This window comes from Acidilutibacter cellobiosedens, from assembly GCF_004103715.1.
GTDB classification, from domain to species: domain Bacteria; phylum Bacillota; class Clostridia; order Tissierellales; family Acidilutibacteraceae; genus Acidilutibacter; species Acidilutibacter cellobiosedens.
Map to the genome: position 1 here is coordinate 2846739 of NZ_CP035282.1, position 13535 is coordinate 2860273.

At 33.7% G+C, this 13535-nt stretch carries 11 protein-coding genes and 1 pseudogene; 1 reads left to right on the forward strand and 11 read right to left on the reverse strand.

The genetic code is table 11. The annotated features are described in order from the left end of the window. Positions 1-2: 2 nt before the first annotated feature. The 3 genes from EQM13_RS13660 to EQM13_RS13670 are packed head-to-tail and all read right to left on the reverse strand — an operon-like array spanning position 3 to position 4658. Entirely contained in the window at positions 3-1658 is a 1656-nt protein-coding gene (locus EQM13_RS13660; protein WP_128752986.1) for an ATP-binding protein, read from the reverse strand. Then, positions 1651-3816, reverse strand: coding sequence for a Mu transposase C-terminal domain-containing protein (locus EQM13_RS13665; protein ID WP_128752987.1), 2166 nt, complete (start codon positions 3814-3816; stop codon positions 1651-1653). The genes EQM13_RS13660 and EQM13_RS13665 overlap by 8 nt, the downstream gene beginning before the upstream one ends. Continuing rightward, positions 3813-4658 (reverse strand): TnsA endonuclease C-terminal domain-containing protein, encoded by an 846-nt coding sequence (locus EQM13_RS13670; protein ID WP_128752988.1) that lies wholly within the window; start codon positions 4656-4658, stop codon positions 3813-3815. The genes EQM13_RS13665 and EQM13_RS13670 overlap by 4 nt, the downstream gene beginning before the upstream one ends. A 305-nt stretch (positions 4659-4963) precedes the next feature. On the opposite strand from EQM13_RS13670, the gene EQM13_RS13675 reads away from it, so the two are divergent. After that, complete coding sequence (locus tag EQM13_RS13675; RefSeq protein ID WP_020458088.1) at positions 4964-5155, forward strand: hypothetical protein; 192 nt, start codon at positions 4964-4966, stop codon at positions 5153-5155. A gap of 67 nt (positions 5156-5222) precedes the next feature. On the opposite strand, the gene EQM13_RS13680 is transcribed toward EQM13_RS13675, so the two are convergent. From EQM13_RS13680 to EQM13_RS13720, 8 genes and pseudogenes are all read right to left on the reverse strand, one after another. Beyond that, positions 5223-6092 (reverse strand): hypothetical protein, encoded by an 870-nt coding sequence (locus tag EQM13_RS13680; protein WP_128752989.1) that lies wholly within the window; start codon positions 6090-6092, stop codon positions 5223-5225. Next, on the reverse strand, positions 6089-6883 hold the full coding sequence (locus tag EQM13_RS13685; RefSeq protein WP_128752990.1) for an ImmA/IrrE family metallo-endopeptidase: 795 nt from the start codon (positions 6881-6883) through the stop codon (positions 6089-6091). Before EQM13_RS13685 ends, EQM13_RS13680 begins: the two co-directional genes overlap by 4 nt. Before the next feature lie 13 nt (positions 6884-6896). Then, on the reverse strand, positions 6897-7271 hold the full coding sequence (locus EQM13_RS13690; protein WP_128752991.1) for a helix-turn-helix domain-containing protein: 375 nt from the start codon (positions 7269-7271) through the stop codon (positions 6897-6899). A gap of 164 nt (positions 7272-7435) precedes the next feature. After that, positions 7436-7897, reverse strand: a complete 462-nt coding sequence (locus EQM13_RS18545; protein ID WP_206172705.1) for a hypothetical protein — start codon at positions 7895-7897, stop codon at positions 7436-7438. Positions 7898-8087: 190 nt separating this feature from the next. Then, positions 8088-8813 (reverse strand): IS21-like element helper ATPase IstB, encoded by a 726-nt coding sequence (istB, locus tag EQM13_RS13700; RefSeq protein ID WP_128751668.1) that lies wholly within the window; start codon positions 8811-8813, stop codon positions 8088-8090. Beyond that, positions 8807-10324: an IS21 family transposase gene (gene istA / locus EQM13_RS13705; RefSeq protein ID WP_406565237.1), complete on the reverse strand. Its 1518-nt coding sequence runs from the start codon at positions 10322-10324 to the stop codon at positions 8807-8809. Before istA ends, istB begins: the two co-directional genes overlap by 7 nt. Positions 10325-10465: 141 nt before the next feature. Next, positions 10466-11517 (reverse strand): annotated as a pseudogene (locus tag EQM13_RS13715) (UvrD-helicase domain-containing protein). Continuing rightward, positions 11501-13396, reverse strand: a complete 1896-nt coding sequence (locus EQM13_RS13720) for an ATP-dependent nuclease (protein ID WP_161567263.1) — start codon at positions 13394-13396, stop codon at positions 11501-11503. The pseudogene EQM13_RS13715 and the gene EQM13_RS13720 overlap by 17 nt, the downstream one beginning before the upstream one ends. Positions 13397-13535 lie beyond the last annotated feature (139 nt).

Sequence of the window (13535 nt, forward strand, 5' to 3'; positions counted from 1 at the left end):
CGCTACACCGCCTTGAAAAAGTCTTTTTCTACCTGCTTAATAAGCCCTTTTTCTTTTAATGATTCATAGGCTGATTTTTTATTTCTCCTGCCCTCTTCCACAATAAACCTTATATCATTTTCATCCATATTCTTTGCTTTACTTTTTTCCTCTTGTTTTGATTTACCATTGGTTGCTATCATCTGTACAGCCTTTATTACAATCTCAGAAACTTCAAGCCCTTCTTCATTATCAAGTACCTTCTCAACTGCTTTTTGAGCCTTTTTGGCATCAATATTTAAGTCCAGCAATTTAAGAATTGCCTGTTCCTTCTTTGAAAGATTGACTTCCTCTTCTTTTTTCTTTTGCTGCTTTTGAAGCATTTTCATCCTCATGTCCCAATATACTGACTGTTTGCTTTTGTCCACAAATCCCATAAAATCAATGTCTACAGTGCAAATATCTTCATATTTTGCGATTTCTTTAATATTTCCTGATTTTAATGCTTCCAGCATAGGACGAACCAATTTTAAATTATCTTTTGCAACCTGCCTAATCAGATTTGCTGTGATAACCTCTTTCCCTGAAAGAATAGCCCGTATTTGTGACATCGCATAAAGTTTTACCGCAATGTCTATAATGCCTTGTGACTCTTCATAGAGAACATCACTTAATTCAGGTGTTAGCGGTACTTCCTTTTTGGTCCATTGATAGTCCCAAAATGCATTGATAATCAGTTCCCAACTTTTATCTTTGCTCAACCTCTCCCAAATCATATCCCCTTGTCCGCTTCCACGCCTTGCCTGACGGAATTCAGATTGCAAAACTGATAATGCTTTTGTTGTACCAATAAGTACAGTAGGCACTCCGATAGTATTTACAAGGGTGACAAAAAAGTTAAGCATCTTTTCATCCCCTCCGCTTTTTGCACTGCTCAGATGTTGAATCTCGTCAATTACTAATACTCCTAACGCTGTATTTCTGGCTATCTGAGACATAACGGAGAGCATAGTGTCTACTGTATTCCTACCTACCCCGAATTTCTTATGATAGTCTGTACCCAACAGGTCATCTACCTTATGGAAGAACTCAATACACAAGCCTTTCAAAGAACCATCAAAAGGGCAGTCCAACTTAAGCCAAACCAGTTGGTACATACTAAAATTGGTATTATTATATTCTGAATGTACAATTATCTGGGGATAAAGAGATAATACACGGTTGATAGCAGTTGTTTTACCCATTCCACTTACACCTATAATAGTAAATCCCGATGCAGTAGTCCTGAAGGATGCGTTACTGCTTAACTCCCATTTCATGCTTTGTATTGCCTTATATCCGTTTTGTAGACTTTCAGCATAGGAAGGTTTAAATGGGTTACGTGCCAGGTATCCCTGCCTTATGACTCTGCTTATCCTGCTTTCAAGGTCAATATGAATACTCAACGGCTGAAAACACTGAAACAACCGCTGCACCATATGAATACGGTAGTGGCCTTCCAATCGTCTTTCCTCTGGATTATAGTGGGGATATAGAGATAGTTTATCCACTACCTCTTCCTTAGAATAAACCGGTGGTAGTGCTTCAATAAATGGATTCCCGCTATATTCAGGTATCAACTGTTCCTTGTATTCTGCAACTACAGCATTAGCACCGTTAGGTATTATTACTTTATTCATGGATTTTCTTCAAAGCCTCCTTTTGTTTTCTTATCAAAAGGCTTATCGTATCATTCTCGTCCACCTCTTCCTCCTGTTCTGCCCTGCTAAACGGTATAACTTCTGCATTACTTCCTGTTTCTTTTTTATCCAGTTCAAAGGCTTCTTTCTCCCTGTTTAACATCTTTTCTAATTTTCTGTTGTTTCTAATCCCTTTTTTACGTTTCGAATCGCTTTCATTTGATTTTTCTTCTTTAAAAGATTTTTCTGCCTCTTTTGCAATACTTTCAATTTCAGTAATTAAATCAACCTTTGCCTGCAGTTCCTTATCTTCTGCAATTTTTATTCTAAGTTTCTCATCTTCAAGAAGGTATTGAATTTCCTCAAGATTTTTATCTTGATACCTATCCTGGTGTTCCAGAAGAAAACATTTCTCGAAGTCCATACCATTTTGCTCTTTGACATAAATAAAGTTCATATTGCGGGGGTCATAGGAAACATCAATCTTCCATGTTCCTTTATTTCGCGCCTTTTCAAACCATCTCTCCTTGAGAGTTTTTGGTGAAGCATAATACAATCCTTTGAATTTTATTCCCTTTGCTGTTACAGTTGCCGCATCTGAAGGCATTAGATTTAGTTTAACGATATCCTCTGGTACACTTCGCAATTTTCCCGCACGGTTCGCAATCCCCCAGTTCCATATTTCCCGTGGAATGCATTCTACTTCATCAGCAACCATCATCTCTTCCCTGTCATAGTTTTTAAGATGATACTGGTTATTATGGTACAAGGCACATTTTATGATTATCTGTGTAAACTGGTATATATCCAATTTGGCATCCAACCTGTAATCCCTGTCGCCACGCTCTCTCACATCAGGGTCAACAGTACCAGGCAAAAGCGGTCTTACCCTTAAATTAGTAATTCTGAAATGCTGTTCAACAATTGCTTTCCAGTCTGCCCGATATGGCGGAGTATTCTGTATCTTTACATGCAGAGCATTAATAAGGTTTTCAACATTTTTTCCTTCAAGTTCCCCTCTGTCTGCCAAAATGGACTCTGGCAAGTGATGGACAGGCCAGTCCTTTTCTTCAATATCTATTCCATACTCTTTGCAAAAGGCAACTTTGTCGGACGCTGCATTTACAAGAGCCATCATGGCCCCTATCCAACTCGGACCCTCTAAGCCAACATAAATACCAACAACCATTCTGCTGAAAACATCTAAAACTGCGTAAATCACCGGTCTTCCAATTATCCAGTTCCTGTTATACCGGCTCACAAGGTAAATGTCGCCTACAGTTGCATCAATCTGATAGATACTTCCTGGCGCAATTGCTTCGGAAGTTGTATTGCCTAAAAGGGGTCTATACTGCTGCTCATATTTTTTGCTGCTTTGTCTGGATGAAATTTGCTTTTTGAAATTGATATTCTTATAATACCAGTAACGGAATTGGGCATATGTAGGAACCTCACCTATAGTTTTTATTACAGGAACTCTTATTCCGTTTTCTATCTTAAATTCATCACTGAAGAATTCCTTTCTCATCAGTTCATATGCAAGTTTAAGAGAATTTTTGGCGCTTGTATGATAGTATTTATTGATAGTGACATTGAATATCCTTTTTATTTCTTCATCTACATTGATTCCCTCACCCACCAGTTCAGCATTTTTTCTTCTGCGCCCACGCTTTTTGTCTCCTGCCCGCCTTTCTTTTCCCGGGCCTCCGCATAAATAGTAGTCCGGAAGCAAGGCGTTCTTTGTTTTCCCTCTCTTCCAGAATCGTTTTAGGTAATTTGAAATAGTTTTGGCATGCAAATTATAAATTGCCGATGCCTTTAATACGAGTTTTCTCCGTTCTTTCTTATAAAAAATAACAGGTTCAAGCACAACCAGTTCCTTAATTACTTCCCATGCTTTATCACGTATTTCTTTTGATTTCTCTGATAATTCTCCTTCATCAATAACCTTAACAAACGGGTCGCTATCCAATATGTTTGCATTCCCCTGCTTAATGCCCTCTTCAATATCAGAAATATACCTTAGGAAAGGACTTTCATTTGAATATATGTTTATAACATATGCAATGTTTTGCTGCCTATCAAGCCATAAAATCCTTCCCACGTTTTCTTTATCATTATCATGTTCCCATTTGATTAATGTATTTACCGCTATCATAGAACTCTCACCCTTTCTGTTAAACTGGGATTTATGATTTCTATACTCCGGGTCGAATTATTAAGGTCGATTTTTTTATTCATGTCCACCATTATCTTTTTAAGGGCAATTAAGCGCTTAAATATGTATATCCCTGTACCTGTGTCCAAATTAAACAGCCTGTCAAACTGCACAGTGAAATTTCTAATCGATGTATTACTTCCTTCCAATTTGTCAATAAAAGCATTACAGTAATAGTCAACCTCTTCATCTGTAAGTCCTCTTTCATCGGAAGGATACAAGGATGAGTGAATCCATTCGATGTTCTTTGCCTTAACCACTGGAATCTCTTTTTGTGTTACTATTCCCCAATCAATATTTTGGCTCTGCCAGTATCTCCTCTCTATTTCCAACCTTTCTAATGCTGTTTTGCGCTCAAGTTCATAGTCTGCTTTAAGACTTCTGGCAACATATACTATTTTATCGTTTGGTTTTTTCAAGGTTATAAAAAATGATGTAGATAAAATGTATGGCGTTCCTGTATCTTTGTCTTTAAATAAATTAAAATTTAAGCCAGCCTTGTTTTGCATTACTTCTTCACAATCAAATAAGGGGTAATGTTCCCTGATATCTAAAACATCATCCTCCCATTCCAACAGATAAAAATACCGTGCTTCCGAATCCGTAAAAAAATGATGAATTCTTTTTGTTTTCCATCCAAATACACGTGTAACCCTTCCTTTGCTGGGAAAGTCCTGTACAGTAAGCCAGGGCTTGTAATCCTTGCCTTCCCCCTGTCCTCTGCCTTCCTGTATCCATTTTTTTAATTTATTTTCATCCCAATCTATTTTCCGTTTAGCCATGCAGATACCTCCAGAGTTTAGGAGTTAAAGGTTAAGGTGGATAAGTTAAAAAAATTGATTAACTTTGTTAAAATCCCAGAATCTTTACTTCTTATCCCTTATTCTCCTATTCTGAATAAATAAAAAATGCCATCGACATCAGTTGGACACCTCTAGGGTGACTGTGTCAATGGCACTTAGTCCATTTCCTTTAAACCTATTCTCATTATATCATGGACCGACTTTATTTTAAACGTAAAATCTGACTTGAAATAATATGCAGTAGTCGGATAAAATTCTGTGCAACCAACATAAGGAGGCATTTTATGAGGTATAGTGTTTTTTTGACTATAAAATTGGTAATACTCATGAGCATGTTTTTGTTGCCATTTACCATTATTGCAGAAAATATGTTTATCCGCTTTATTGCAGGCTCCCTACAAGGCATATTCCTTATTATGCTTCTTTCTTTTACCATAAAAGTCCAATCATACTTTAAAAAGGATAAGAAATATTAAAAAATAAGAAAAAGGTTTTGGTAGGCTTAAAATCTACTAAAACCTTTTTTACTATAGTTCAGTATATTCAAAAAATTAAATGTATCGTGCTGTCCTTTAACATTTCTAAAAATGCTGCATTATCTATTAATTTGTCTTGCTCCTCAATTGAATTATCCTGTTTTTTTCTCGTAAATTTTATTCTTCTCGTCTGCCTGTAACTGTCCACAAAGGCATCAATATTATTTTCATTTATATATCCAAGCCTTGTCCATTCATAAATCAGAAAATCATTCGACTTAAATGTTATGGAAGTATTATTTCTATTTTTAAATCGCTCATCTCCATAAAGTATTTCCTTGGCCTTAGAAATAAATTCATATGTATCTCTGTCACTGCTAAAGATAGTAATAATATCAATACTTTCACTGTAATAATAGGAAAGAATATAACTTAGAACAGAAATAGATATCTCTCCTGCATTTTTCCTTTGAATTCTGCCGTTTGAAAGTTTCCTCTGGTCTAGACCCTCTTCATAAAATATGTTTAGCCATTCTTCATAGGGGTCCAAGTCTTCTACAGGTCTGTTTTTTAAGATGTTTTTCTTGATAAAACTAATTAGTCTGCTCACATTGTAGCAGCAATACAAAAACAGATAGTATAATTCTACTTCTTTGTAATCCACTAATATTAAATAATCAACTTCATCTATAATTTGGACCTTCAAGTAATGTTCTAAATCATTTATGTAACTTTTTCTATTATCACTATCACAGACCTCAACCCATACCCATTGAGGAATAAAAATAATATCATACTGGCTAAATATCTTTTCAGGGCTGATGCTCCCATGTACCCAAGTCAAAAATTCAACAGAGTTGTTATCTAAGATGCAAACTTTGAGAGACTTGCCCGTGGAAAGGTATTTTTTTAAATCATTTATGCCTTCTCCTTTCATTTGACAAGCCCCTCCACTCCTTTTTTAATTTTACTCTTTAGTTTGAGTAGAAACTGATAATTATCCTTATGATGGGAAACATCTGGGTTTTCTTTCATAGCATTTTGTATCTTTTTCTCTAACCCCCCCAAACTTACAACAAATGAGGGTTTTACTAACTCTGCATCCAATTCCAAATCTATAAATTTTTGCACTAAGTCATCAGGTTTATTATCAAAATGCTCAAGAATTTTTTCTTTTAAATCCAAATCATTATATTTTGTAACGGCTTCTTCAAATAGTTCTATCAGTACTGCCTTATATGGTGCCTTATATACATCCATGCATTTTATAACTCTGTCAATAAAATTTTCATCATCTAGTGAATAGTAGTAGTCGTACACATTGCCAAAAATCATTTTTGCAGCAAAATAATCTGCTCTTCTCTCATTCAAATCCATATCAACAGCAATATTATGGGTCTCATCCATTAAACTGAGGTCATAGAACAAATGATATATTTCATGCCATGCAACAAAATATTGGTAGACACGGGGCTGTGCTGTATTGATAACTGGTATTTTAATACTTCCCTTTGTAATAATAGCCCCGCCCCAATACTCATCATCAATAGGAATCTGGATTAAATGCTTCTCTTTTAATACCGAAAAAGACAGTTTATCCTGTCCCGTTACCCTCGACTTATTAAATCTGACTGTAAAATCATTTGTTAATCTTAATATATCATCTTTAATCAGGTTATTTTTTTCAATAACCTGCTCAAGATTATTACTCGTTATTAATTCCGACATAATCTGCACCTTCTTAATTGTAATACAGTTCGCACATATGAACTATATCTTCTAGAATACCAAACATCTCTTGAGCATTAGGTTTCAGGACATGATTCTCTGGAGCATTGTCAGACAGAGCAAAAACAAGTTCCTTTTTTGTATTATACTTTGGAACATAGTTAAGTAATTGTTCTCCATCCATGCCCTGTGTTTCCAAGATTTTTCGAACATGAGTTTTAAATGTCGCAAGGCTGTCGACTTCTCCTTTGATTAATTTATCTAAAGTAGGTCTTGAAATATTGGTAAGTCTTGAGAAGGAAGACTTCGTATATCCGTTGTCTTTAATGATACTCAATATATTTTTGCCAATTAGTTTTCTATTTTCAAATAATAATTCCATACTCATTTTTTACACCTCCTATTATATTATACACCAAAAGTGTAAAAAAAGATACAGCATGTAAAAAAAATTTTTACGAATTTTAAAGGTTGACTTTTTAGTAATAAAATTTCCTATAAGAAAAAAGCATCAGCAGAATTTATTTCCTGCTAATGCCTTTTACCTATTACCTAATGAAGAATGCAACCTTTTATTCTGTAATTCTTAATATAATCCCAGTATGCCTTTTCTTCATCCCGTTCTAACATTTTTAAAATGCTCTCAATATAATCATAAAAATCCTTGTATGTCTTGCGGATGGAAGGCCGCAATTCTTCTCTCAGATGCGGTAATAAATAATTGCAAAACACCAAATCCCTTAAGACCAGGAATTCTGCAATACTTGTTTCAATAATAACTTCTTTTTTATTGTAAGGTTCGGCTATAAGAATATACAGTTTAACCATTAACATCTCGGCATTGCCTATATATTCATATATTGCAAAGTTATTGACTATCTCTTCTTCATTACCTAATATTTCACGAAGTCTATCTACCTGCTGTAATAAAGTAAATAGTAATTTTTTGGGAATTATAACTTGAATATTTTCTTCATTGAATTTTGTATAAATTTCTTCCGGTTTTAGAAACATAAAATGAGCCCTCCTTAGTATTATAAAATTCCTATTTGTGAACTGTATATAATATAAAGAGGGCTATATACTGGTAACAAGTGTTTTTTGCAAGAGGAAATTCCTCACTTTTGCAAATTTTTTTCCTCACCCCATAGGTGGGGAATTTTTGATCATTGCAGCCATCTTTCAACTTTTTATTCTGCGGTTACTAAGCCGAAATACTTGATTCTCTCATCCTGTTGCTCTCCCCGGGGAAAAGCAGCAGGTGACAGTGGTGTAAAACTCTATCCAGTATTGCGGCTGTCATATCTTTATCATAAAAAACATTTATCCATCTTGAAAATTCAATATTAGTGTTTATAATCAGTGTTCTTTGTTCATAGCATTCGGATATAAGTTCAAACAACAGCCGGGCTCCTGTTACATCAAGGGGTACATATCCCCATTCATCACATATAATCAGTTCCGCTTTCATAATCTTTTTCATAAAACTGCTTAAGGTTCCTTCTTTCTTTGCTTCCGACAGTCTGTTAACTAATGCTGCCGTACGGTAAAAACGGGTTTCCATCCCTTTTTTACAAGCTTCTACTCCTAATGCTATGGATAAGTGAGTTTTCCCTGTACCTACATTTCCGTACATTATGATATTTGTTTTGCTTTCACAAAACTTTAACTCCTTTAAATACTCCGGTGTAACACCTGGAGGCAGGCTTATTTCATCAAACTTGAATCCGTTAAATGTTTTTATACTATAGAATCCTGCCTTGCTTATTAGTTTATCTATTCTTGCTGTTTTTCTGTGTTCTATTTCTTCCTGCAGTAGTTTAAGTAAAAATTCCTGATGATTTTCCCCTTCCGTTGTCTGTGCCTGTTCTGCCAGGTTTTGACTTAATCTGAGACGTTTACAGCATTCTCTGATTTCTTTATCTAACATGTCCTTTTACCCCATTTTTTCAATGCCTTATCATACTTTGATAAATCTGTTTTCGTAGGTTTCAGTCGGGGTATTCTGCTTTCTGTTTTCATCGGAGGTAATTCCCTTATCTCACTGCATAAATGCCTGTGCATGCTTATCAGGCTGTCTACATCCACTGCATCATAACATAGTACTTGGGTTACTGTTTGTGCTGCATTCTCAAAACCATTTTTCTCTGTTAATGAAGCTATTACGGATAGTATCTTCCCTCTCTCGCTTCTTTTACATTTATCCAGGTATTTCTTCATATCTTCCGGCATAATGTTATAGATACCACTATATTTTAGTGCCCCAGGACGTTTGGCAAGCTGCCTCAGATAGGGAAGCCACTTCATGCTTTGCTGTTTATGATCTCCGTATAATCTTTTGTGCCGAACAATTTCGTTTTGATTTTCATCCATAGGTATCACATATAAAGATGTAATTTTGATTACAACACGGGTATTTGCGTATTTTGGTGAAACGGAATATTCATGTAATCCATTGTTTAAATAAAATCGCCCATATCCGTTTGTATGTACTATATGATATCCTGCTGTATCAAACTCTGTTGCAGGCAGCGGTAAAAAATTCTTTTTATCTTCTTCAAACAATTTACTGATAAAATCTGCTTTCCTGTAATGCTCCCTGTTTCCGTCTTCATTACATTTGACAAGTAATTCCTCGTTATATTTCCTTAATTCCTGAAATCTCGGAATGGGGACTAACATATTTCTCCTGTGGTATCCTACTTTTGATTCAACATTCCCCTTTTCATGCCCTGCCTCAGGATTACAGAATACAGTATCAAAACCGTAATGTTCCCGAAATCTCATGAATTTTTCAGTCAGGTTACGGCTTCCTTCTTTCAGTATTTTGGTTACAATCGTCTTCGTATTGTCAAACCATAACCGGGTTGGAACACCTCCTATATATTCGAATATTGCTTTCAATCCTTCCAACAAACATTCAATATTTTCTCCATAGAATAACTGAAGATATCCCTGATTACTGTATGGGAAAGATACATTCAGATATTTTCCGTCATGAAGTACGCCATTTTCATAAAACTGTGCATCCCCGAAATCAACCTGTGCTTCACCCGCAGGGTGCTCCAACGGCAAATATCCTTCTTTTTCGGTATGAAAAATTTCCTTTTTCTTTAATGTTACAAAAGCCGCTACTGTCCGGTAAGAACAGTCAAAACCTTCGATTTCTTCTTTCAGTCTGTTATAGACCCTGGTGGCTGTATGACGTTGTTTCTTTTTTGCTTTCTTATCATTCTCCAGCCATTGGGTAATAATTGACTTGTAAGGATCAAGTTTAGAAAATTCCATATTTGTTTTAACTGCAGGAACAGGCTTGTTCCAATCATTTTTATTAATATACTCCCTTATTGTTTTTCTGTCATAACCGGTTTCACGGGATATTTGAGATATATTTTTCCCTTCCTCAAAGTAAAGTTTTCTGATATCATATATTTGTGCCATTGTTAGCATCTCCATTTCCTCCTTGCAATCTAATCAATTACAAGGATAATATATTGGTCAGATGTCTGCAATGGCATTTGCAATATTGGGGAAATTACCTCTGCAAAAGTGGGGAATTCTACTTTGCAATATTGGGTAATTTTATTTTACAGCAAACATTTGTGGTATAAACATATTTTTATCTTCTACTTTGACTTGTACATACTTAATGTTTTCAGAAGAAGTATAATCGCTAATATTATGCTTTCCTTCTCTGGCGTCCTTAAGTATATTTTCTATATCATTTCGATTCTTAAACCTCATTACTTCAATGAGTTCTTTTTGTTCAATTTCGCCTTTATAATCATTTAGTAAATTATTTAATCTTTCAGAAGATGCACCTCTCCACTCATAAATCATTTGTTTAGAATCAGCAAAAAATATGGCTTTATTTTTTTACCTATTAATTTTTTTACTATTTTGTCTTGTAAATCTGATGAATCTTGGTATTCATCTAGTATAATAAGATTATATTTGTTTTGAATTACACTTAATAACGTCTGCGACTTATTTAATAATTCCATCATATAATAGGCTATATCTGAAAAACCTATGTACCCTTCTTTATTAACTTCTTTAATTATATTTTTGATATCTTCCTTATAAGGAATAAGTTTTTTTACAGAGGCTTTGACATTTCCATAGCGAGTTAAAGGTGTAAAATCCCCTTCAAGCAAAGTCTCAGCCCAGTCATATTGGTCTTTATTATTTATGTCATACCCTGGTATTGTTGAAAATTTTCCCTGAAGTATTTCTCTCCTTTGCTTAGGCGACATAATAATTAAATTTTCTTTCAGCCCCAAATATTTACTATACGCCCATACATACTTCTGAAAAAATGAATGAAAATTTGTTATCTCTATATATTTCCCCCAATTAATATCATCAGAACTTAATATATCTAACTGTTTCTCTATTTGTGCTCTTGCATTTTTTGAAAATGTTAATATTAAAACTTTTTTACTGTAACGAGGATTATTCCTAATATTAAAACGTACGTAATTCATTGCTGTTGCTACTGCTGTAAAAGTTTTTCCAGTACCAGGTGGTGCTTCGACCAGTAATATTCTCTTATTGGTATTATTTTGAGTAAAATAATTAATAATACTTTCTTGTTCTGGATTAGGTTTAATCATTTTATTCGCCTCGCACATTTAGAACATTATTATATCCTTTTCTAATATACGCACATTTTTCGCAAATATCAGCATATGAAAATAAAGGATTAACTGCTTTATGAATTACACATCTTTTAGAATCTTCACAAACAAAATTGCTATCAACATATACACCTATAAGATTAAACATGTTTTTAAATTCCACAGCGAGAAAATCTTCAATTTCTTTTTCCTCTGCTTCACTTACCAAGTATGAAGCAACATATTTAGCATTAGGTATACCTGCAAGATTAATATGTAAAAACTCTCTTTGAAATTCTTTAATTTCATTATCACTTAACAAATTAATTAATTGTTCTAAACTTTTCGATTGCTCAATCTCTTGTAAATTATTATTATATTTATCTTTAAGAATATAACTTTTTGAACTTCCTGGTCTGAACGGTTTCAAATAATCATCTTTATATTTTTTGAATTCATGTATTTCTTCAAATAGTTCCTTCCAACAATCCTGAAAAACTTGCATACTTATTATTGCTGTTTCATAATCTTTGGGCAAAATCAGAATTAAGCATTTTACCTGATTTTTCATAAAATTATTTAGTAAACGTTCAATATCAGCATCGTTATCAACCAAGCATATACAAGGAATATTACATTCACTAAAGAATTTCGCATATTTATAAATTTCATCTTTTCCTCCTCCCATTATCAAATCTACTCCATTATATTCCAAGCCTTTCTTATACTTTTTTGAAAATATAGAGAGTCCAGATAAGTCTGCTTCTCCTTCAACTAATAGAACACCTTTAGAAAATAATCCTGAGATTAAATCTATTTTTGCATACTGTTCAATTTTTTTCTTAAATTTATTATCAACATACTCTAATGAAGGAAGAGGTCTAATTTCACCATCTCTCATCAAAAAGATGTTTTCAAACTCATGCATTTTTGCTACTTCAATTGAATGAGTCGTTAAGAAAATTTGACCTTTTATTGTATCAGTAATGTTTTGTATTATTTTCCGCTGCATAAATGGTTCAAGGTTTTGCTCTGGCTCTTCTAAAAATAATATTCCTGTTTCCTTTAACATTTCTCCTAAAGCAATTAGCAGCATTAAATTTTTTATACCTTTTGATTGATATTTAATTGGTATATACTTTTCCGTATTCTTATTTTTAAAAACAAGACTAAAGGCTTGCAATGTTTTACTTTCACTTAATTCAGTGGCTTCTAGACTTATAGCCACTTCATCATCTGAAATCAAATTAAAGTTAGCGAAGTTATTACCTAAATTTTCTAATGCTAACTTAAAATCTGGGTCTTTCATTAAGCAAGCAGTAGTAGTATTATTAAATTCTTCTATTATGCTTTGAATTAAGACATTTAAGTTATCATGATGTATAAATTTTGATAATACTGAATTTCTAACAAAAGATAGTTCCTTAAGCGGGTCTCTCTCTGATTCTATGTATTTAAAATTGATTATACCTTTATGTACTTGTTTGAAAGAATGCTCTTTTCCATTTGAAAAGATACTATGTATTGGCTTTTTATCAGGTCCAGCCTTAAACCTTGTAATCAAAACTAATTCTTTTCCATTTTCACTAATATTATCATTTTCATCAACATGTTCAAAATATAACTCTCCATCATCCTCAATAAAGTCATCCAAATCTTTAAACCACACTTCAATCAAAATAGTGTTTGACGTGTTTCTATCATAATAGTCAATGTCAGATAATGTTCTATTGTACCATTGAATATACGGATTGAGTAAATAATCTAAAGCAGTTGCCAATGTTGATTTTCCACAACCGTTAGGCCCAATTATCACATTAACATTTTTATTTGGTTTCCATTCTAGTTTTTTAATACTCCTGAAATTTTCAATTATTATTTTATATATATACACCTCTATCTCCCCCAATAGGTTTTTTAATCAATGGGTCTATCTAAGTAGTTACAGATATTAAAACTATTACATAAAACATCGAAATATTTTCATTAATAATTATAAGACAAATTTCATATTTTTTCCACAAAACTTGCCG